Origin of the sequence: Nostoc sp. T09, from assembly GCF_002154695.1 — a bacterium.
In the GTDB taxonomy this organism is placed as follows: Bacteria; Cyanobacteriota; Cyanobacteriia; order Cyanobacteriales; family Nostocaceae; genus Aulosira.
Genome location: NZ_MTAV01000079.1, coordinates 1 through 20,624 on the forward strand (window position 1 = coordinate 1; position 20,624 = coordinate 20,624).

The 20,624-nt window shown below is 40.7% G+C and carries 19 protein-coding genes and 1 pseudogene; 5 read left to right on the forward strand and 15 right to left on the reverse strand.

Features of this window, described 5'->3' with window-relative positions; translation table 11 throughout:
• Nucleotides 1-205 precede the first annotated feature (205 nt).
• Nucleotides 206-751, reverse strand: coding sequence for a phosphate-starvation-inducible PsiE family protein (locus BV372_RS16920; RefSeq protein WP_086687664.1), 546 nt, complete (start codon nucleotides 749-751; stop codon nucleotides 206-208).
• A 91-nt stretch (nucleotides 752-842) separates the two neighbouring features.
• Nucleotides 843-1,778, reverse strand: a complete 936-nt coding sequence (locus BV372_RS16925; protein ID WP_373270776.1) for a tetratricopeptide repeat protein — start codon at nucleotides 1,776-1,778, stop codon at nucleotides 843-845.
• A gap of 363 nt (nucleotides 1,779-2,141) precedes the next feature.
• Here BV372_RS16925 and BV372_RS16930 point away from each other — a divergent pair, with 363 nt between their 5' ends.
• The gene (locus BV372_RS16930) at nucleotides 2,142-4,190 is read left to right on the forward strand and encodes an elongation factor G (RefSeq protein WP_086687681.1); all 2,049 of its coding nucleotides are present in this window, start codon (nucleotides 2,142-2,144) and stop codon (nucleotides 4,188-4,190) included.
• Nucleotides 4,191-4,323: 133 nt separating this feature from the next.
• Here the strand turns inward: BV372_RS16930 and BV372_RS16935 are convergent.
• Both BV372_RS16935 and BV372_RS16940 read right to left on the reverse strand, forming a co-directional pair.
• A pseudogene (locus BV372_RS16935) lies at nucleotides 4,324-4,665 on the reverse strand (DUF5615 family PIN-like protein).
• Between the two features lie 3 nt (nucleotides 4,666-4,668).
• Nucleotides 4,669-4,995, reverse strand: a complete 327-nt coding sequence (locus BV372_RS16940) for a DUF433 domain-containing protein (protein WP_086687666.1) — start codon at nucleotides 4,993-4,995, stop codon at nucleotides 4,669-4,671.
• Between the two features lie 205 nt (nucleotides 4,996-5,200).
• Here BV372_RS16940 and BV372_RS16945 point away from each other — a divergent pair, with 205 nt between their 5' ends.
• Both BV372_RS16945 and BV372_RS16950 read left to right on the forward strand, forming a co-directional pair.
• The gene (locus BV372_RS16945; protein WP_086687667.1) at nucleotides 5,201-5,419 is read left to right on the forward strand and encodes a type II toxin-antitoxin system HicB family antitoxin; all 219 of its coding nucleotides are present in this window, start codon (nucleotides 5,201-5,203) and stop codon (nucleotides 5,417-5,419) included.
• The gene (locus tag BV372_RS16950) at nucleotides 5,416-5,649 is read left to right on the forward strand and encodes a type II toxin-antitoxin system HicA family toxin (RefSeq protein ID WP_086687668.1); all 234 of its coding nucleotides are present in this window, start codon (nucleotides 5,416-5,418) and stop codon (nucleotides 5,647-5,649) included. The genes BV372_RS16945 and BV372_RS16950 overlap by 4 nt, the downstream gene beginning before the upstream one ends.
• A 66-nt stretch (nucleotides 5,650-5,715) precedes the next feature.
• Here the strand turns inward: BV372_RS16950 and BV372_RS16955 are convergent, their stop codons facing one another.
• The 5 genes from BV372_RS16955 to BV372_RS16975 all read right to left on the reverse strand — a co-directional run bounded on the left by BV372_RS16955 (nucleotide 5,716) and on the right by BV372_RS16975 (nucleotide 11,535).
• Nucleotides 5,716-6,033 (reverse strand): DUF2281 domain-containing protein, encoded by a 318-nt coding sequence (locus BV372_RS16955; protein WP_086687669.1) that lies wholly within the window; start codon nucleotides 6,031-6,033, stop codon nucleotides 5,716-5,718.
• A gap of 20 nt (nucleotides 6,034-6,053) precedes the next feature.
• Nucleotides 6,054-8,036 carry a tetratricopeptide repeat protein gene (locus BV372_RS16960; protein ID WP_086687670.1) on the reverse strand — a complete coding sequence of 661 codons (1,983 nt, stop codon included), beginning with the start codon at nucleotides 8,034-8,036 and terminating at the stop codon, nucleotides 6,054-6,056.
• A 136-nt stretch (nucleotides 8,037-8,172) separates the two neighbouring features.
• Nucleotides 8,173-9,504: an AAA family ATPase gene (locus BV372_RS16965; protein ID WP_086687671.1), complete on the reverse strand. Its 1,332-nt coding sequence runs from the start codon at nucleotides 9,502-9,504 to the stop codon at nucleotides 8,173-8,175.
• Between the two features lie 231 nt (nucleotides 9,505-9,735).
• Nucleotides 9,736-10,701 carry a 7,8-didemethyl-8-hydroxy-5-deazariboflavin synthase subunit CofG gene (cofG, locus tag BV372_RS16970; RefSeq protein WP_086687672.1) on the reverse strand — a complete coding sequence of 322 codons (966 nt, stop codon included), beginning with the start codon at nucleotides 10,699-10,701 and terminating at the stop codon, nucleotides 9,736-9,738.
• Nucleotides 10,702-10,908: 207 nt separating this feature from the next.
• Nucleotides 10,909-11,535: a helix-turn-helix transcriptional regulator gene (locus BV372_RS16975; protein ID WP_086687673.1), complete on the reverse strand. Its 627-nt coding sequence runs from the start codon at nucleotides 11,533-11,535 to the stop codon at nucleotides 10,909-10,911.
• Between the two features lie 286 nt (nucleotides 11,536-11,821).
• On the opposite strand from BV372_RS16975, the gene BV372_RS16980 reads away from it, so the two are divergent.
• Both BV372_RS16980 and BV372_RS16985 read left to right on the forward strand, forming a co-directional pair.
• Nucleotides 11,822-12,853, forward strand: coding sequence for a hypothetical protein (locus tag BV372_RS16980; protein WP_086687682.1), 1,032 nt, complete (start codon nucleotides 11,822-11,824; stop codon nucleotides 12,851-12,853).
• Nucleotides 12,854-13,058: 205 nt separating this feature from the next.
• Nucleotides 13,059-13,844 (forward strand): hypothetical protein, encoded by a 786-nt coding sequence (locus BV372_RS16985; protein WP_086687674.1) that lies wholly within the window; start codon nucleotides 13,059-13,061, stop codon nucleotides 13,842-13,844.
• Nucleotides 13,845-13,900: 56 nt separating this feature from the next.
• On the opposite strand, the gene BV372_RS16990 is transcribed toward BV372_RS16985, so the two are convergent.
• The 6 genes from BV372_RS16990 to BV372_RS17020 form a co-directional block, all read right to left on the reverse strand.
• Nucleotides 13,901-15,085, reverse strand: a complete 1,185-nt coding sequence (locus BV372_RS16990; RefSeq protein ID WP_086687675.1) for an NAD(P)H-quinone oxidoreductase subunit H — start codon at nucleotides 15,083-15,085, stop codon at nucleotides 13,901-13,903.
• Between the two features lie 613 nt (nucleotides 15,086-15,698).
• A complete protein-coding gene (locus BV372_RS17000) occupies nucleotides 15,699-16,268 on the reverse strand; it encodes a hypothetical protein (RefSeq protein WP_086687677.1) in 570 nt (189 codons plus the stop codon).
• 186 nt (nucleotides 16,269-16,454) lie between these two features.
• Complete coding sequence (locus BV372_RS17005) at nucleotides 16,455-18,068, reverse strand: TrbI/VirB10 family protein (RefSeq protein WP_086687678.1); 1,614 nt, start codon at nucleotides 18,066-18,068, stop codon at nucleotides 16,455-16,457.
• 8 nt (nucleotides 18,069-18,076) lie between these two features.
• On the reverse strand, nucleotides 18,077-18,769 hold the full coding sequence (locus BV372_RS17010; protein ID WP_086687679.1) for a hypothetical protein: 693 nt from the start codon (nucleotides 18,767-18,769) through the stop codon (nucleotides 18,077-18,079).
• Between the two features lie 3 nt (nucleotides 18,770-18,772).
• Complete coding sequence (locus BV372_RS17015; RefSeq protein WP_086687680.1) at nucleotides 18,773-19,597, reverse strand: hypothetical protein; 825 nt, start codon at nucleotides 19,595-19,597, stop codon at nucleotides 18,773-18,775.
• Nucleotides 19,598-20,624, reverse strand: a 1,027-nt coding sequence (locus BV372_RS17020) for a hypothetical protein (RefSeq protein ID WP_373270777.1), incomplete at its 5' end; no start/stop codon positions are given. It abuts the gene before it with no gap.

Consider the following 20,624-nt stretch of genomic DNA (forward strand, 5'->3'; position numbering starts at 1 on the left):
CACCCAACAAATTTGGGCTTTATCTTCTTAAGTTGACACCAATGAGCATTGCTAAACCCTTACCCGGGTATTTGTATCATTATTAAGGTGAAATGGTATCAGCTATTGGTACAAAGCTTGCTTTAATAGGCTTTGTACCAATAGCTCAAGGCTTGTAGCTATGGCTTAGAGAAAAAAGTGCGAATTAGGTGTGTAACAGCTTATCCTATGACAGAGGTTGATTTTCATCACAGCGACGTGAATATTGAAATTCCAACTGGTTTTGCCGTTCTCTTCCTGAATAAGCAATTGGGCAAAACTTTGTATTAGCACTCATACAATCCATATGTGGCGTTTTGGCACATACTATCAGTAGCCCACCTAGAATAAACAATAAGCCACAAATTGCTGCTGTTTGAAGTGAAGAAATTTCTAATGCACCGTGAACAACTACTTCTCTCAACACAGATACAATTGTGACTTCGACTGCTACCCCAACAGAAATACTATGTTCTTGCAAGTAAACCATCAGCAGTCGAAATAATTCAACCAAAATCAAGACAAATAGTATTTTTGCTGTTACTACTTTGTAGTCTAAGGGCTGTGTCAGAGCAATAACTATGCCCCATAATTGGAGCAACATGACAGCGAATAAACCTAAACACAAGACAATTACAATTAAGTCTTGGAATGCCTCCATGTTGCGAACGATCGCATGACGATCAAACCAGCGATCGCAAAATAAAAATCGACTTTTAACGCGCTTTTGCATGTACCTTACCATTACGATCGGGATAGGTTTCGACCACACCAGCTAGTCCACCCAATAACCCTATTGTTGCGCACTGTTAAGGATTCGCGCCTCAGCGAGGTTGGTAATTTAAATTTTGTGCTTGTTGCAACAATTGCTCGGCATTCCTACCCCATTGGGGATTACCCTGAGCCTTATATAAATCTCTGGCATATTGAAATACTTGTGCCGCCTCTGGATACTTTTTTAATTGCATAAAAACTAACCCTGCGCCGTAATAAGCGTTGGCATAATTAGAGTTAGATGCGGCTGATTTTCTAAAGGATTCTAAGGCTTCTGTTAATTTACCTTGTTGAAACCAAATTGAACCAAGGTTGTAGTGAGCTTCTGGATATTTGGGATTAATTTGCAGCGCTTTGCGAAAGGCATCTTTTGCTTGATCGATTTTACCTTGTTGCAGATAAGATATACCTAAATGGTAAGCAGGCTCTGGTGCATTTTGGCTATACTGCATTGCTTTTTTAAAGGATGCGATCGCTCTATCCCAATCTCGTTGCTGTTCTCTGAGCAATCCCAAGTTATAGTGAGCAAAACCCAGTTTAGAATCTAGTTCTATTGCCCGTTGTAAGTAATCATTTGCTAACTGTAAATTATTCCCTTCTAATAACGAGCCGCCTAAATTTGCGAAAGCGGGAGCAAACTTAGGATCGGCTTGCGTTGCTTGATAAAATGCATCTGCCGCAGGTTGTAATTGTCCAGCTTGCCGTAACGCTAACCCCAAATTATAGTGGGCTGGTGCCAATCTCGGATCTAGCTGAGTTGCTTTTCTAAATAAAGCGATCGCATCTTGAACTCTACCGACTTGAATTGCCTGTAAGCCTTGATTTAGTACGTCTATAGCAGGTTGAGCACCAGTTTGTGCCAGCAAATCTGGTGGAGAGACAGAAAGACTGGGAGATGAATAGATTAAGCTTTCACCAAGCAGAATCAAACTTATCAGTACAGCATAGCGGAAATAATTATTAAGGTGCAAAATCTTCTGAATCAAGCTGAATTTCCTTCTGCCTCCTGCCTTCTGCCTTCTGCCTTCTTGTACCTTCCTAGCTATATGATATTGATTAAATAATCCCATTACTTTTTTTGAGTAGCAACGCTTTCAGTTCATTTTTCTTCACAAACTGTTTTGGGAAATAGACGCTTTTAACAAAAATTCAAAATTCTGTATTAAAGTTTGAGTTTATTAACTTTTCTTTAGCTAAATCTTACAACAAACTACGATTTTTAATTGCACTGATTAAAGGGAGGATAATAACAGGTTAAAGAGGAGATGATTCTCCTTCAGAGAACCATTTTCTATCCTTGCATACACAGGATAATGCGGTTAGTGGTGTCTTACCGCAAGGGAGGTTTTATGAACGAAAAAGTAAAATCGGGTTCGCGGAATGTTGCAATTGTCGGTCCTTATTTGAGTGGAAAAACGACTTTACTAGAAAGTCTGTTATCTGTCACAGGGGCGATTTCCCGGAAAGGCAGTGTCAAGGAAGGTAACACAGTAGGAGATAGTGCGAATGAATCGCGCGATCGCCACATGAGTGTAGAAGTAAGCGCGGCTAGCGCTGAGTATAACGACCTGTGCTTTAACTTTATTGACTGTCCCGGCAGTGTAGAATTTGTCCAAGAAACCTATAACGCCCTCATGGGAGTCGATGCGGCAATTGTAGTTTGCGAACCCATCCGCGATCGCGTCCTCACCCTAGCACCTCTGTTTAAATTCCTGGACGATTGGGAAATTCCCCACATCGTCTTTGTTAATAAAATGGATCGGGCAAATATTCATGTTCTCGAAACATTGCACGCCCTGAAAGCCGTTTCCAGCCGTCCCCTAGTAGCCCATCAATATCCCATCATGCAGGGGGAACAGCTAACAGGCTTTATTGATATGGTGAGTGAACAGGCATATCAATATCATGCAGGCGCACCAGCTGACCTGATTCCCTTCCCCGAAAATTTAAAAGAAGAAGAACATACAGCACGGGCAGAAATGCTCGAAGCTTTAGCAAATTTTGATGACCACTTATTGGAAGAACTTTTAGAAGATATCGAACCACCCCAAGAAGAAATCCTCAAAGATTTAAAAATGGAATTAGGGGCAGATTTGGTAGTGCCCGTATTCTTTGGTGTGGCTGAACAAGATTATGGTGTAAGACCTTTATTAGAAGCCTTGGTACGGGAAGCACCTGAACCTGAAACTACAGCAGCACGTCGTTTAACTAAAGCAGGCAATACTGCGATCGCCCAGGTATTAAAGACTTACTATACTCCCCAAGGTGGCAAACTCTCCTTAGTGCGGGTTTGGCAAGGCAAATTAACCGATGGTATTGTCCTCAACGGTATTCGTGCAGGTGGTATTTATCGCCTCATGGGACAACAACAGCAGTCAGTTAATGAAGTTTTAGCTGGTGAAATTGTCGCTATCAGCCGTTTAGAAGGTGTGAAAACCGGAGATATCCTCTCCACAGATCCCCAATTAAAAGTGGAATTACCCAAAGCCGAACACTTAGAACCTGTTTACGCCCTCGCCATCACACCCGAAAAGCGCAATGATGAAGTGAAACTCAGCAGTGCGATCGCCAAACTATTGGAAGAAGATCCTTCTCTGGCTTGGGAACAACATGGCGACACCCACGAAGTTATTCTTTGGGGACAAGGTGAAATTCATCTGCAAGTCGCCTTAGATAGACTGCGACGAAAATATAATCTGCCCATGACAACCCACATGCCACAAGTGCCTTACAAAGAAACCATCCGTAAGCCTGTAGCAGCAGTTCATGGACGCTATAAGCACCAAAGCGGTGGACACGGGCAATTTGGCGATGTTTTCCTCGATATTCAGCCCTTACCACGTGGCGAAGGCTTTAACTTCCGGGAAACCATTGTTGGTGGCGTAGTTCCCAGACAGTATATTCCTGGCGTAGAAATGGGCGTGCGGGAATTTTTGGCACACGGGCCTTTGGGCTTCCCAATTGTGGATGTGTCTGTAACCCTAACAAACGGTTCTTACCACACCGTTGATAGTTCCGAACAAGCTTTTAAACAAGCTGCTAGATTGGCAATGCAAACGGGGATACCCCAAGCCCAACCCACCCTCCTAGAACCGATTTTGAAAGTGCAAGTAACCACACCTAGCGAATTTACCTCGAAAGCGCTGCAACTTCTCAGTGGTAGACGGGGGCAAATTTTGGGCTATGAAGGCAGAAATGATTGGCAAGGTTGGGATAATATCTCAGCTTACTTGCCTCAAGCCGAGATGCAAGACTTTATTGTAGAGCTGCGATCGCTCACTCTCGGCGTTGGTTCTTTCCACTGGGAATATGACCATCTGCAAGAAGTACCAGAAAAACTCGCTGAACGTGTGCTTGCTGGTAATGGCAATGGCCATAGTAACGGTAACGGCAAGTAATCTTGTTGGGATTTGCAATTAATCTAAAATTAACGCCCTGCGCTTAAAGGTGCAGGGCGATTTGTTTAATAGATTATGTTAATTCAATTTAATTGTAGGGTGGGCAATGCCCACCATATGCAGGTTTTGTAATTCAACTATTAGGACGTACAACGCGAATCAACTTACCTGTCAATGATTCTTCTTGATTAATTGCTTCATTAATTCGAGTTGCCATTCGATACCTATCAGTATCATTTGTACAAACAATAATACCTAAATGTTCGGGTGAGCTTCTATGCAGTTTGATAAAATCTTGACGATTTAGTGTTATGACAGTTCGATTATCGCTGATTGCAAAGGCTCACACTTCGTCATCCGGAATACCTAAATTTGCATTACCAGCTTCCTGTACTGTTAAAACATCATGTCCCATTGTTCGTAACAATTCGCTTACTTGCTGGGGGAACATTTCATCAGCGTATAAACGCGCCATGATTTAAGCAACCTCATTAGCACTGATAGCAGCTTCAATTTCTTGAGGATAAGCATCTGCATATATCCAAGCATTAACTAAATCTGCTGCACTAATATGAGGATAATCTTGCAAAAGTTGGACTTCAGTAATTCCCAAACGGCGTGCTTCAACTAATAGCCAAACTGCAATACGAGTTCCAGCAATACAAGCTTCTCCACCACAAACACCTGGTATTTTAGTGATACCTTTTGCTCCAATGTTGATGCTTTGAGTTAGGCTTTGGATAATTGCTGCTTTTTCTTTTGGAAGTAGTGCGAGGATTTGATTTTCTAGTTCTTGGAGAGTCATAGATTAACTAGTACACTTTGTATTGTATTTATTTATATTGTAGCGGTGGTGTTTTATCGCTTCTGTGTCAGATGCGGGGATGGGGAAAGAGCGATCGCTTTGAATTTGAGTTTTTGCTAAAGTACTGGTGTGATGTCGTAGTTATCTTACTTCTGTGAGAAAAATACTGCGTGTTATAAACTGTTCAGTTGTTAAAGAGCAAATCATGAAAACTTTTACAGCTTATATTGAGTGGGATGCAGAAACAAAGTTATATGTGGGTATTGTACCCGGTATTCCTGGCGCTCATACTCAGGGAGCTACTTTAGATGAACTCCAAGTAAATCTTAAAGAAGTTTTAGAGTTGTGTTTAGAAGAGTATAAAGATTCAATAGAAGATTTACCTCAGTTCGTAGGATTGCAGCAGATTGAGGTAGCAGTATGAGTCGGCTTCCCATTGTCAACTTTAAAACGATGGAGAAAGTACTTCTCAGCCTTGGCTTTGAGGCTGTTCGACAAAAAGGAAGTCATGTATTTTATAGACATACGGATGGTAGAACAACAACAGTACCTAACCATCCAGGTAGAGATATTGCCCGTCCGCTAATTAGAGAAATTCTCAGAGAAATTGAGCTAACACCGGAGCAGTTTCAAGCAGTGTTGGAAAATTTATAAAACTAATTTATGGCGAGCGCTTTTATTTTGAGTTTTTGTTTTCACAAGCATAATCAACAAAGAGAATTAAATCTTGCTTATCTCCCAGTCTTCACCGTCTAAAACCGAAAACTCTGTTAATTCAGGGTCAGTTAAAAAATCTTCAGATGTAGCGGCAATAAAAGGTTCTAGGATTTTGTGGCGTTCTGCTAGTGGTAGCCTAGCAATTTCTTGGAGAGATAACCGTTGTTGAGGTTGGGATATAGTTTCATTAGCTAACTGGTTTTGATTTCCAGTTTTTTGAACAAGAAACTCAACAAAATTCAGCACTTCTTGTTGCTTATCATGGGAGAGACTGCGGAGTTTTTCTAATATAGCTTGTTCAATATTGATGAGGTGTGACATATATTTTAATTACTCATTAGCTATCCTTGAATCAATTCTTGAAAGCGCTCATCATCACGAATGCTATCAAAATCAGAGTCAGTTTTTACCATTTCTCGATATTTGTCAGGATTTAGATTAATTGCTTGTTGCAGATTTTCTAAAGCCTGCTCAATGTTACCTTGAAGACTATAAGAACAAGCTTTATTATACCAAGCTTGGTGGAAATCAGATTTCATTTCCAATACTTTATTGTAGGCGTTAATTGCTTCTTCATAGTGCCCTAAATGAAATAATGCATCCCCCTTATTGTTCCAAGCTTGATGGTTATCAGCTTGAATATCCAATACCTTCGTGTATGAGGTGATTGCTTCTTTATAGTTTCCTAAACTCTTTAGTGCATTTCCTCTGTTCTTCCAAGTATAGTAGAGACTAGGATGAATTTTCAGCGCTTTGTCGTAGGAGCGAATCGCTTCCTCATAGCGTCCTAAATGCAATAATGCATCCCCCTTATTGTTCCATACTACATAGTCATTAGGGCTAATCTCTATTGCTTTTTCATAACATATTAGACCTTCTTCTGTGTACCCTAACCCAGTAAGTACCCAACCCTTATTTGTCCAGGCTCTCGGATTATCAGATTGAATCTCTATTGCGCGGATATGGCATTTGAGTGATTCTTCATGATGTCCTAATAAATACAGTGCAACGCCTTTGCTACTCCAACTACGGCTCAATAAAGGTTGAATTTCTAATGCTTGATTAAAACATTTTAGTGCTTCCTCAATTTGCCCTAACTCCATGAGTACACTACCTTTTTCAGTTAAATTTTTTGGATTATTTGGTTCAATCTCAACTGTTTTTTCAAAAGAATACAGAGCATTATATAAATCTTTAGCATAATATTGACAATCACCTTTATTAAACCAAGCATCATTGTAATCAGGTTTAATTTGAATAGCTTTTTCGTAAGAAGCAATTGCTTCTTCATAACGTCCTAATCTTCTGAGTGCATACCCTCGGTTGTTCCAAGATCGAGGATCATCAGGTTTAATTTCTAATGCTTTGTCAAAAGAATTAAGCGCTTCTTCATAACGTTCTAATCTTCTGAGTGCAATTCCTCGATGCTTCCAAGCTTCATGGTAATCAGGTTTTATTGATAGTGCTTTGTCGTAGGAAGTGATCGCTTCTTCATTGCGTTCTAAATTCCGTAGCGTATTCCCCCGGAAGAACCAAGCTTCCTGTGAATCAGGTTTAATTTCTAGTGCTTTGTCATAGGATGCGATCACTTCTTTATAATGCTGTCCAGCAGAATGTAATTTCCCCAATTTAATTAATAAGTCATATTGACGGTCATGTGTTTGATGGTCTTCTGCTATTAATTCTTGAATTGCTATTATTTGTTGAGTTCTTTCTTCTGGCGTTAGGGTGAGATATTTTTCATCATCTCCATCCTGCATCATACGCGATGACTCTTGTTCTAAAGTTTCTGAATCTATAGGAAATTCAAACAAACCAGAACGCCAGTCAAAAAAATCAGGCGCACGTTGAATAAAATATTTAATTGCAAATATCGGTAGCAAGAACACAAAACAGATATTAAAGTTCTCTTTAAACCGTTCTCGCTGTTGATTGAGGTTAATTAAAACAGGCGGTACGCCTTTCCAACTATATGAATAAATATCTCTACTATTCCAACCCGTTAAGTTTTTGCATTCTTCATATTTATAAAATGAATGCTCTAATCCTGTAATAAACAAAATATTTGTCTTTTCTTTATTATCTAAATTATCAATAATTTCATATAAATTAGTGACAGCTTGCTCAACCCGTAGAACTTCGATATTCTTATTGGGAATATCTTCTTTTACTTTGGTAATTAACTGCTCACCCTCAGCCGGAGAACAACGGACAAATAATAAGCCAAACCCTTCTGTAAAATTAAGAGTGCGGACTAAGGCTTGATATTCTTCATCTCCTTGTGATGGTAAATCCTGATCCCAATCCGTCAGTTCTAGGGTCATAATCTTAGCTTTGTAATGCCTTATAGGGTTACGAGGGGTCAGATACCCGACTTCTTCAAGAAGTCGGGTATCTTGCAGCGAGTACTAGGTTTTTGCATTTTGGTGAAAGTATTGTTAATACCATTTTTGTTTATTTTTATGCCGGATACAGTCGATTAAAGGTATCTTGGAATTCTTTAATTCCCTTAATGAGAGGATGAATATCATACCAAACTTGACTTTCTCCATCTCCATTTAAATAACGATATTCTAAAATACAGCGATTAAATAATAAGCCTCGATACAGTGCATCATTTTCTATTTCTTTAGAATGATACACAGTTGCCAGTGCTTCCCATTCATTAGCAAAAACAGTATTTCGATAAGTATTTCGCAACTCGCTCATTGAACGTTGTAAGGCTCTGGTAGGTATGGGTAGACTGTTAGTGTATTTAATTGCCTCCTTCATTAATAATAATAAATTTCGCACATGACCTCCACTCATAAGGCATAGTCTTTCTAAAGCTTCTCGCTGCTCAAACATATCTACCACAGATAAACTAGGGTCTATCAAACTCAGACGTTTTTGCAGTATTTCTATAACTTTATTAATACCCCGTTGGTATGGTTGATTATCAGGCGTTTGCACCATAATCATGGGCAATACCTGAGTATTACCATAAATATTGGCTAGGTCTGCGGCGCGATTAGAATAAAGCAAAGAAATGGGTATTGTGTACAGCAAATGACAGTCTAGAGCTTGGAGTTGTTCGCTACGGTCGAGAAAAATTTGGTCGTGATTGCTGCGTCCATCTTCTTGAGGTATGGGTACAATCCGGTCGAGGTTATCAGCAATTAATACAAGTTGAGAATATCCTGAAGGTAAATTCTTTTTGGCATCTTTAATAAACTCATTTAAAGCTGCAATCAAAGTAATTGTATGCGGATTGACTCGCTCACGTATTTTTTGCCGTTGCGTGGGTTCTGTGCGCAGATTTGCTGTTAATTTGGCGAATTGGGCAATTTGCCCTTCTATACTTAAGCTTTGTAAGGAGACTTCTGTTAATGCTAAATCTTTTAAATCTTGCCAACGTTCGTTTAACCAGTTCAACAAACTAGCTGGAGAAGTGCTATCTTTTAATGCTTCTAGTAAGTGGCGGGTACAAGCTAAAAGAATATCAGTATATTGGGCATCTTCTGGATCGATATCTTGTTCATCGGCGGGAAAATAAACTACAAAGCAACCTTGCTCATCTAAATATTGCTGAAGCCGCAGTAGTTCTGTTGACTTTCCAGCACCGCGATGACCTGCATACAATTGAGAGGTCATTCTGTCTGAATATAAAATCTCTCTACCTACTTCTACTAATATGTCCCCATCTCCCCGCACTTCTGTACAATCAACATAAGCGGGATCTCCTGCGGGTAAGGGGCGAAATGGGTCAAAAGCATTGTATATCCGCTTTAAAAAGGCAAAATCCTGGGTCATAAATCTAAATTTCTCAGGTTAGCGCCATATTATCTCAAACTTACCGAGAGATGTAGAGAATTAAATTGTCGGGTGTGTTATTGCTCAGAGTTAGGCACCATTGATAATTTACGGTGCGTTAGCCTGCGGCATAACACACCCTACTTAAAGAATGAAGCTCAAAGCCTCATTCACGAAGAAAATATCCTCATTAATGAAGCACAAAGACCCCAGAGTATACAAAACTGAAAATCACTGTAAAGTCTTTCGCGATCGCGTCACCGCCTCTTGCAAATCGCCAGACAGCCAATCATCAAACTGCGGATAAACAGGTAAACGCGGCACTAATTCCCACCCCGCAGGCTGTAAAATTTCTCTTAATTCCTGCTCTTGAACATGGGGATAATCAGGATTCACTTCGTCTTTTGGCCCAATTCCGCCTAAATCTCTCGCACCAGCCTCTATACAAGCGAGTAACCATTGCTCATCTTTTACCAAATTCGGCGGAATTTGAATTGTAATATCTGTGGGTAAAATTTGGCGTGCTTTGGCAATTACTTTCGGTAGTTGATGGGGGTCAAAAGGAGGTGCATCAAAGCTTTGCTGATTTCCTGGGCTATGGGGTTGTAAGATAACTTCTTGAATGTGATGATAACGCTGATGTATTTGAGATATGGCTGTTAAAGTTTCCCAGCAATCATCAAATGTTTCTCCAATTCCTAATAGTATCCCTGTGGTAAAGGGAATCTGTAATTCTCCTGCCCATTCTAATTGTTGCAACCGCAATTCTGGTAATTTACTCGGCGCGTATCGATGGACTGTATTTAATAATTTTGGGGTGATTTGCTCTAACATTAACCCCATTGAGACATTAACATTCTTTAGCTTTTGCATTTCTGCAAAGCTGAGTGGCCCGGCGTTGGTGTGGGGGAGAAATCCCATTGTCAATGCTAATTCGCACAAGTCATATATGCGTTGAAACCACTCATCGCGTTTTGGTGAATTAGGATGTACTTCTCCACTGAGAATGAGAATTTCACAAATATTTTCGCTTTGAAGTTGCTTTAAAATACTTTCTGCTGCTGATAGAGTTAGCCAGGGACTTTTACCTGGGTCGGTGCGAAAGTTACAGTAAGTACAGCGATTAAAGCATTCATAAGTAGGGACGATTGTATAAGCTGGGCTATAAGTAACAATCCGAGAATTATCAGTTGGCATAGAGTCAGGAAATATCAAAAATTAAATTCTCCAATTTTCCTAGGTGCGTTAATGAAGTGTAACGCAATATATTTATCAAAAAAAAGCGGTGCGTTAGCCTACGGCATAACACACCCTACTTTCTTAAGCTACTTTCTTAAGCTGGGTTTAGATTCCCGACTTCTTTAAGAAGTCGGGAATCTGGGCAGATGCTTTTGCACTTTTTATCTAGGCAATTTTATATTCATTCATATTGTTTTTTTCCTGCTGTTTAGCATGAATATTTTTTAGGTGTTTTTTAACTGTGTTAATAGTAATGTAAAGGTGATTGGCAATTTCTCTATAAGTAAGATTAGCGCGCCGTAACTGCCAAACTTCTATTTCGCGGTCTGTTAAATTGTATTTTTTAGCATCTGCGATCGCAATACTTTTGCTATACAGATTGCAATCTTCTACAGTCACTAATAAAAAATTATGTTTACTGGCGCATAGTTCTAACCATCTAGCTCTTAGCCGTAATTTAACTGTAGGTTTTGGTGCAATTTCAAATTCGATAATTATTTTCTCGTCTGGAAATAACTCACGACTTTCAATTAAGGATTGGCAAACACGCCAGATTTCTTCTGGTACTGTATTACTGGCAGCTTCTTTTGGCATTAACTCACGAGAAATAGAACGAGCGAACTCATTTGTATAAATTAACTTGCCTTCAGTTGTTACTATAAATATGCCGTCTACAAAGCTTTCAATAATAGCTTGGAGTAAATCGATTTTTGGTACAGGCTGCAAGCCATCGTCTTTGGCAGTTTTTGCGGTAGCTGCATCTAAATTTTTTTCGTCATCTGGAAATAACATTGTCACTTTCCTCCAAAACTCAGCGTTAAAATCAAACAGGGATACCTGTGATATCAATCAGGTGTATAGCTGAATTTTGATCTTCGAGATTCTGTCTATGCAATGAGTAAGCTGTAAGTACAGTAATGCTGTTGAGATAAAATCTTGTGAGTTGAAGTTTGCGGAATTTACCTGAAGCAGGGTGAAGTTTTTCTCAAGTTAATGGGTGCAGTAAGTAACAGCACAATATTTGGTTCAAACGGCTGATGCTGCACAAGCTGGGAATAGTCAGGAGTCTTGCTATATGATAAATCCGCAGAGTATTAACCAATGGTTTTCTGTTGAGCAACAGCGTAAATATGTTTCTCAATTGCAAGGCCGAGTTGGGATAACACGCCGTCGGGCAGAATATTTTGTCAAGCTGTGGGCTTATTTACTACTCAAACAACGGCAAGAATTAGGTCAGCATTTAAAGCAACCTTTAAGAGAATTAGAGTTACCCAGTGGGTTTGTTCCTTGTACCCATCGAGAAGCGCAAGAAGTTTTTTATGGTGACGACGACCGGGGGAGCGATCGCTCGGCGGGTATGATGATTGATAAGCTCGTGGCGTTAGGGCTAATTGAAAAAGACTTTGATGGCAATACAACTTGTATTCGCATTCGGTCATTATTATCCAATCCGCAAGACTCTACCCCAGCTAAAGCCGCGATCGAGTTTTTCCCAGACGACTTCAATCCCCGAACTGACGCTATCCCCGTTGCTAGTTTTTTAGCCCGCAACTACAACTGGATGAACAAAAAAGCTACTGCTTTACCTCACAGAATTGTCAGAATCCTACGTGGTTGGGCAGAACAATATCCCACTGGAATGCGGGTTTTGCGTCGCAGCGATACCCAAGATGCTGTGGGTTTTTATATTCTGTATCCAGTAGCGAGAGAATGTGAAGCGAATTTCTTTCTCCCGCCGCGCAATAGCCTACACTTGAGTGCAACTTGGGACGATGACCCATTTCAAATTGCTTTAAAAGGCGATCGCAATTGTACTTCGATTTTTGTCCGCAGTTGGCAAATCGATTTACCTTACAAGCAGTTAATTAACGTCTGTGAATTCTTAAAGGATGTGCAAAAGACATTAGTTAACATCCAAGCTGATTTTCCTAACCTTTGCGATATCTATACCTTAGTCATTCATCCAACTGATGAACAACTAGTATCAGCATTAGGTTTTCAAAAGACTAACCAAGATCCACAACTATCTCTCAATTGGATGTATCTGCCACTAGATAAATATTTAAGCTTGGATATTGAGCAAGCCGTGTCAGGATTGCAATTTGATTAAACCAGAACTCAGAATTCAGAATTTAGAATTCAGAATGCAATAAGTGGGGCATTTAAACCCGCCACTGATTGAAGACCACCAAATCATAGATTTGGTGGGGGACTTAAACCCATTCATTCGCCAGTCGCACAGAATACAAGCAAGAGAATTCTGACTCCTGACGGATGTATTCTTTATTGTTAAAAATATTCAGGACAATTTAATTATGTCCCAACCCAGTATCGAGGGTTTTATTCAACTAATAACCCTCTACCGCCCCAACTTTCCTGGCGAAATTCAAGGGGCTTCTTCAGCACAGGTCGATGCTTTTGCTGAACTTGTATATCAAGTTTCAGCGCTGACTTTGCCATCAGACTACCGTGATTTTCTATTGAAAATGGGTATAGCTGCACCTGGGTTCGTTGCGGACACTTCTCAACCGGGTTGGGGTGAGCGTGTACCTTGGTCTGCTTTTGTCAAGGATGCTTCACCCAATCTGGAGAGTTTGCACGAGTACTATAGTTATTTGTTGGAAGATGGAGAAAGCCCGCCGCCTCAATGTTTAGTTGTGGGGGTTTTTGGGGTGCATTGCGAAGAGGTTTTCTTAGAATGTCAACAAGGAATAGCTGGTCGAGTGTTCAGCGAAAAGTCTAACTCTAGAGCGATCTGGGCGGACAGTTGGATTGGACATCTCTACAAGCAAGGATTCCGTTACATCATCAGCAAGCATATGGAGATCAAAGCCCAGAATGCTATCACTCAGGAAGCAGCATCGCAACTAGCTAATTTAGCGATCGCCTATGGCTTAGAAGTTCTCTGGTTTAGCGATGCATTCGACTTTTGCGCTGCCAGTTCCGACTGGGAGGTATTATTATACATTTCGGATTATACAATCTCCCCTTTCTTTTATTTAGTAGGGAAAAAACAATCTTGGTCGTGGATTTCAGGCGATCGCACTAATTCCAAGGCTGCTGATTTTTTACAGTTCCTAAAGCGTTCATCCATGAATTAGATAAATCCAGGTGTAAGCGTCACCGAAATATTGACGCTTACACCCAGCAAATCTACTTATCTGTCTACAGAACCCATAATCACGTCAATGCTGCCGAGAATTACCACAATATCTGCCACCTTCATCCCCCGGAGTAAGTGAGGGAGAATTTGCAGGTTGTTGAAATCGGCTGGGCGAATCTTCCACCGTGCGGGGAAGACATTATCATCACCAACTAGATAAATGCCCAGTTCACCTTTACCGCTTTCTACACGGGCGTAAATCTCTCCTTTGGGAATCTTAAAGGAGGGAGAAACTTTTTTGCCGATGTACTGGTAATCAAAAGCATCCCATTCTGATTTTTTCCCAGCAGCTAAACGCTTGGCTTCGAGGTTTTCGTAAGGGCCACCGGGAAGTCCTTTAATTGCTTGGCGAATAATCTTCACAGATTCGCGCATTTCCCGCATCCGCACCACGTAACGGGCAAAACAATCGCCAGCAGTTTCCCACTGCACATCCCAATCGAAGTCGTCGTAGCATTCGTAGTGGTCAACTTTCCGTAAGTCCCACTTGACGCCAGACGCGCGTAACATGGGACCAGAAAGGCCCCAGTTGATTGCTTCTTCGCGGCTGATTGTGCCAATCCCCTCAATCCGACGGCGGAAGATAGGGTTATTAGTAACCAATTTTTCGTACTCGTCAACTTTGGGTATGAAGTAGTCGCAGAATTCTAAGCACTTATCTACCCAACCGTAAGGCAAATCAACTGCCACGCCACCAACGCGGAAGTAATTGTTATTTACCATGCGATAACCAGTAGCAGCTTCCCACAAATCGTAAATCATCTCCCGTTCGCGGAACTGGTAGAAGAAGGGAGTTTGAGCGCCCACGTCAGCCAGAAATGGACCAAACCACAGCAGGTGGTTAGCGATGCGGTTCAATTCCAGCATAATGACGCGGATGTAGCTGGCGCGTTTGGGTACAGCGACACCTGCCAGTTTTTCTGGGGCGTTGACAGTGACGGCTTCGTTGAACATCCCTGCTGCATAGTCCCACCGACTCACATAGGGGACGTACATGATCGTGGTGCGGTTTTCCGCAATTTTTTCCATTCCCCGGTGCAGGTAGCCAATTACTGGTTCACAATCAATGACATCCTCGCCATCCAGGGTAACAATTAGCCGCAGAACCCCGTGCATTGAGGGATGGTGCGGTCCCATATTGAGCACCATAGGTTCAGTGCGGGTTTCTATTCTTGCCATAGATTACAGTGTTCTCCCGTTCATGAAAATTTAGAATTGGACCGCGTAGATGCCAACCAGACCCAATTTATCGTTTCTGCCACAATTAAGACTCTTCACGGCAATGGGTGAGGTTGGAGAGAAGATGGCAGCCGAGGGATTTTGGTTGATGTTTCATTTTGTTGCACTTCTTCAATTATTATATGGAAGCTCGATATACAAAGAATTGAAGTGCAAGAATTTTTTCATCTGCCAATGTAGAGCTAGGGGATAATTCAGCAATTTCCCCTTAGTTAAAAATTTTACTACCACCCAGAGAGCCAATTTCCTAAGGCTACATTAGAGATGGCAGAAGTAAGATAATTTTATACACAAGCCAAAAGTCAGCAATTAGGCGATCGCGGATTAATAAGTTAAATTTATCTTGCAACTAATTTAATTATATTCAGACCAGGCTAAAAAATAGGCGATCGCAGCATCAGTTGATGGTCTAAAAAATTAAACCACAGATAAACGCAGATAATATCTGCTTGGGATCGGGCAATAGCGTTATCTGTGATTTTTCATTTAATATTTTTCCGCGTCCTCAAGTCTTATTGTCTTCCTCATCTCCCTTCTCCGACCCAATCCCCAATTACTGCGGAAGTTTAACGCAAGGTGTGGCACTCTGAGAGGGAGTATCGGGGAAAACTGCTAAAGTATGATATTCCGGATTCCCATTTCCATATAAGATCCGAAAAGTATACAACTTAGATTTTTCTTGACCTTCGGTAATTACTGTTAAAAGTGTATTTTTAGTATCGGGGACGCCAGGAATTGCCAGTTTTTTAATTCGTCTAAGTTGAATTACGTTTGCTGAAGAGTTTTGGCAATCTCCTGTACTATTTCCTCCTTGACCAAACTGCATACACATCGGCCCGTCAAAATCTATAGTTACCTGCGACGGGTCATTTAACCAAACTTTTTTGATTTTTTCTCCAGATGGAATAAAGCTTAAGTTTGTACCTTGTTGATACCAAATTTTTATGGTTGGTACTACTCCGCTTAAACCTTGAGCTTGGCAAGAAAAAATCGAGCGCAGAACGGCGTTCTCAGCTACAGCACGTCCAGCCACTAAGACTACAGCTACAAAACTTAGAGAAACCAGAGGCAGGAAATAAGAATTATTTGAGATATTTTTGGTAAAAAGGATATTTTTTTTCATGGCTGCAACATAGGAAGAAATATAGCTAGTACTGCTACCTTAAAAGTAAAAAGTGAGCCAGTGCGGTAAATTCAGCACTGCAAGAAAGTTTTTCGCCTTTAGCCTATAAGCCTGCCTGTGCAGGCTTTGTTCTTGTAGCAACACCCTTATAGGGTGTTCACTACTTCATTGCTCAATCACCAATGCTTAAAACTCCATTGCTTGATTGGCATAGATTTCCACTTCTGTACCGGCTGGTAAAAACCATACGTTAGTTCGCTGCATCATGTCGGAAATTGCCTGTTGATTGCGTTGTGCAATTTGGGGAACTACGGTGTTCATACCACCTTCCAACACTCCCGCCAAGAGGTTGCGTTGAGCGTTATTACTGCTAACGATAGTACCGCCTGCATTGGTAGTCACAACTTGAGATTCACTACGATTCAACAACTCGGCGGCTTTACCCAGACCACCCAAGACAAAGACTCCCATATCCATGCTGGCAATAGACGATCCTCGATTAGGATATTGTTTTGCTACCAATGGTTTACCTTGGGAACCGCGAATAACCAGTGCGTTTGGGGGTAAGCTATTCTCAGTAATTCCGCTTTGATCTTTTGCGATCGCTTTCACTACATTTAACTGTAGTAAACCTTGTTCAGAAAGAGAACGAATTTCTGTCAATAATTCAGTACCCGCAGGTATGGCGACGTTTCCATCTACACCTTTCAAAGGTTCTTGTAACCTGACTACAAATGTATTGTTTTGACCGTCGTTGCCATTGTTAGAGGAATTAGCAGTTTCTCCAAATACAGCTGTTGCCAACACAGCTTTAACACTAGTTCCTACTGCGATGGATTTTGAACTCTGCTTTGCTTCTTTATTGGCCATCAGAGTTGGCTTGTCTATTTTGCTGGCAGTCAGAGTTTCTGGTGTTGGCGTTTCTGGTGTAGGTGTTTCTGCTGTGCCTGTTGTTGGGTTAGGCTGAGGGTTAGCCGCCTGTTGCTCTACATTGGGATTACTTGCGTTGGGATTATTAGGATTGCTGGCCGTTTCAGAAGAATTGATATTCCCTGGAGGTTGGTCGTTAACATTTACCTGACCGTAACTGCCTAACTTGGCTAAATTTGACCACATCTGATATGGGTCTAGTTTAGGTGGCGGAGTGACATTGACCGGTGGTGATGGAATGTCCGGCTTGACAGCTACCATCTGAGGTGGTGGTAAAGGCTGAGAGTAGGCAGTTGTTTGTGGAGGACGCGGTACGTCAACGATACGCTCAACTGTAACTATCCTGGGTACGTTGCTTTTTGGAGTAGGTTTTGAGGCTATTGAAACTTGTTTAATCTGTGTATTTCTTAGCTGTTGTTGTGCTAGTTTCACAGCCTCTGCTTGTTCAGTAAGAGCTAATTTTGTTTTGAGAGTTTCTATTTCTAGCTCTTGCGGTAGAGATGCATCTACTACTGGTGATTTAATTTCGGGGGAAATATTCTTCTTTTTTGGCTTTTGATTACTGCCACTCATAATCTGGGTCAAAAACCCACCAGCAAACAAAACTACTGCCAAACTTGCAGTACCAACTAAACCTAACTTAGCAAAGGGATTAGATGAAAGAGATTGCTCAGTTTTAACTTCTGGTGGTTGAGAAAGCGACGGTTCTAAAGCCGCTGTTTCTTCTATTTCTTCGGCACTTCCAGAAGATAAGTCTTCACTTTCTAAACCAACTAATTTGGCCATTCGTAATTCCCAATCTAGAGCATCTAATTCTAGTTGGTAATTATCATTTACAGTACTTCTTGCTGAACTTGAATAGGGAGTCATATTACATCTTAGAGTGAACTTTCAGAACAACTTTTATCCTTTATGTCACAGATTCGATAAATTTGCAGTCGAGCTTCAGAAATCCGGAAAGCAGCCAATTGTAGTGGAACTGGAGCATTAGGTAAAGCAGCGACGATTTCATCCGTGGCTTGGACAAAAATGTGTTTATTAACAGGAATCGACTCACCAAGTCTATCGGAGCCATGAAAAATTAATTGATTAGCCACCATCTGCAAGCGCCATTTCCCCGGTGCCACTTGTGTGGGTTGAGAAATTCTCTGGATAACTAATATCTGCTCAGTTGATTTATTAAAATTCTCTAATTGTTTGCCTGGAATTAAATTAGTAATTTCTGCTGCTAATTTTGGTTGAAAATCTTCAGTTACTAGTTGAGAACTAATCTCCCAAACAGTTTTTGGCGGCTGTTGCTGTGACCAAGTTAGCATCAAAGTCATAGTTTCACCAACAAAGCGCCGAATCGCCTCTGGATAGCGCTCTAAATTCTCCTGCGGGTCGACTGTAATCGCACGACCATCAATAAGTTGTACCAAACTTTGCAATGTAGTTTGCCGATTTAACCGCTGCAAAATCGTCCAATGAAACATCAATACTAGCAAAGTCAACACATGTAAACCTAATGTGCCGACTGCAAACATTGGTAAAATACTAGTCTTCTTATTTTCTGATTTAAGTAGTTGCATTATTTATCTACTAAAGTTACCAGATTGTGGTTCACTCAGACATTGATTAGATTTCGCTCCATTCGAGTTATCATAAGCATCCAATAAACATAAATTTCGCATTTCATAAATTTCTAATTTGTCAGCCCGCACAGTATAAATTGCTTTTTGTAAAACAGTTGCTTTGTCTGCTTGCGGATAATCAAAATAATCTACCGCACGCACTAATAAATCTTTATTAAAAGGTACAATCAGTCTTTTGCCATCAGCTTGTTTCTTTTGAATCAAGTCAGCGACCATCCCCACCTCCCACTTTCCAGGCGCAATTTGTTTCGGAGGATAAACTCGTTTAATAATTAATTGTCCAGAGATAATTTGTTGGGGATTATTCGAGAAAACTTCTGGTGGTGTCATCTGGGCAATTTGGCTAATAAAACCCTTACGAAAATCTTCAGCAAAGGCAAAACTAGCTACCCAACTACTAGTAGTAACTTTTTCACTCCCACCTGCTGGTGTTTTTATCAGTATTCCCAAGTCTGGTTGCGGTCTACCCACCTCTTCAATAGTTTGTGGTGGTAGTGTTCCCGACCAATTAAATATCGATGACATCGTTTTACTAACAAATTGGCGAATCACCTCCGGTTCTCGCGCTAAATCATCAGTAGAACTGACAGCTTTCCCATCAACCATCTGCACAAAATTTGGCTGTTTTCGTACACTAAGCTGGCGAATATTCAAACCTTGAAATATTAAAAACAGCAACAATAATAGCTGCAATCCAAAAGTAGCAATTGCAAATGTTGTTAAAATACTAACCGTAGGTTTTTTCTTCTCTAGTAACCGTACCATTTACACTCTCTCTTTCACCCAAGAAGCTGTATTCCCAATCGCATTAAAAACTGCAAATCCCCCAGCCGCCGCCACCAATAAAGATAAAATTGGTGCCAAAATTCCTAAAAATATCATGAACCACATTAAATCAGGATCGGCATTCGCATCCTGTGCTGGACCATTAACAATGACTGCGGCTGTTAAAACAGCAATAATATTGAATGAAATCTTGGCAATTCCTACAGATATAAACCCAGTCAGCCAGGCAAAAATTGGTTTACCCGCTACAGGTAGTAAAGACCCACCTACCGCTAGCGGTCCTAAAGCTGCTATCAGTAACATCGTCGCCTCCATGAGATTTTGGAAAGCATATTGTAATGAAACTAAAAAGTTTTTGATACTAGTTTGGACTGTTGAACCTAACAAAGCATTAAATGAACTTTCGGAAATGTTTCCTGTACCATAGCTAATCTGATTCACCTTAGTTTCTAGCCGTTCAATCCAGGTTTTATTCCCATATAAATTTTTGTATTCTTGCCAGAGATTGTTAATTTTTGCCGTAGCTTTAGCAAAGCATTGAGATTGTTGTTCACCATTCAATGATTGACAAGGACGCAGTAAAGAACCCGCCACCTCTTCTGCAACACTCATATTCAGCGCTTGCTGATAAACGGAATTAGCATCTGCTGTGGTAACTACTTGTTGATTTACAGAATTGATAAAGTTGCGTACTCCTAAAGTCAAGCTAGAAAGAATACTGCCATCCCCAGAATTATTTAACAGAATCACCACTAAAAATGGCCAAATCATTGATGATATAGGGCGAGAATATTCACTTTCTAAAACATCTTTTAACCATTGGAGCAGGAAAAATAATAAAGTTCCGACTGCAAAAAATATGCCTAAATTTGTTAAGGCACCATAGATATTTTCACTGGGATTTTTCTGTAATAAATCTAGCCATTGATTCTCCCAGCTTTCGGCAATACTTTTGGCAGTTGTCGCGCCATTACCGAGAATATCGTTAATGCCTGTATCCGCAGGA

What these genes read in the sequence shown, in the direction of transcription:
- BV372_RS16920 (WP_086687664.1), bottom strand. Translation starts at nt 751, where the DNA reads ATGCAAAAGCGCGTTAAAAGTCGATTTTTATTTTGCGATCGCTGGTTT.
- BV372_RS16930 (WP_086687681.1), top strand. Translation starts at nt 2,142, where the DNA reads ATGAACGAAAAAGTAAAATCGGGTTCGCGGAATGTTGCAATTGTCGGT.
- BV372_RS16940 (WP_086687666.1), bottom strand. Translation starts at nt 4,995, where the DNA reads ATGACTCTCCAAGAACTAGAAAATCAAATCCTCGCACTACTTCCAAAA.
- BV372_RS16945 (WP_086687667.1), top strand. Translation starts at nt 5,201, where the DNA reads ATGAAAACTTTTACAGCTTATATTGAGTGGGATGCAGAAACAAAGTTA.
- BV372_RS16950 (WP_086687668.1), top strand. Translation starts at nt 5,416, where the DNA reads ATGAGTCGGCTTCCCATTGTCAACTTTAAAACGATGGAGAAAGTACTT.
- BV372_RS16955 (WP_086687669.1), bottom strand. Translation starts at nt 6,033, where the DNA reads ATGTCACACCTCATCAATATTGAACAAGCTATATTAGAAAAACTCCGC.
- BV372_RS16960 (WP_086687670.1), bottom strand. Translation starts at nt 8,036, where the DNA reads ATGACCCTAGAACTGACGGATTGGGATCAGGATTTACCATCACAAGGA.
- BV372_RS16965 (WP_086687671.1), bottom strand. Translation starts at nt 9,504, where the DNA reads ATGACCCAGGATTTTGCCTTTTTAAAGCGGATATACAATGCTTTTGAC.
- cofG (WP_086687672.1), bottom strand. Translation starts at nt 10,701, where the DNA reads ATGCCAACTGATAATTCTCGGATTGTTACTTATAGCCCAGCTTATACA.
- BV372_RS16975 (WP_086687673.1), bottom strand. Translation starts at nt 11,535, where the DNA reads ATGTTATTTCCAGATGACGAAAAAAATTTAGATGCAGCTACCGCAAAA.
- BV372_RS16985 (WP_086687674.1), top strand. Translation starts at nt 13,059, where the DNA reads ATGTCCCAACCCAGTATCGAGGGTTTTATTCAACTAATAACCCTCTAC.
- BV372_RS16990 (WP_086687675.1), bottom strand. Translation starts at nt 15,085, where the DNA reads ATGGCAAGAATAGAAACCCGCACTGAACCTATGGTGCTCAATATGGGA.
- BV372_RS17000 (WP_086687677.1), bottom strand. Translation starts at nt 16,268, where the DNA reads ATGAAAAAAAATATCCTTTTTACCAAAAATATCTCAAATAATTCTTAT.
- BV372_RS17005 (WP_086687678.1), bottom strand. Translation starts at nt 18,068, where the DNA reads ATGACTCCCTATTCAAGTTCAGCAAGAAGTACTGTAAATGATAATTAC.
- BV372_RS17010 (WP_086687679.1), bottom strand. Translation starts at nt 18,769, where the DNA reads ATGCAACTACTTAAATCAGAAAATAAGAAGACTAGTATTTTACCAATG.
- BV372_RS17015 (WP_086687680.1), bottom strand. Translation starts at nt 19,597, where the DNA reads ATGGTACGGTTACTAGAGAAGAAAAAACCTACGGTTAGTATTTTAACA.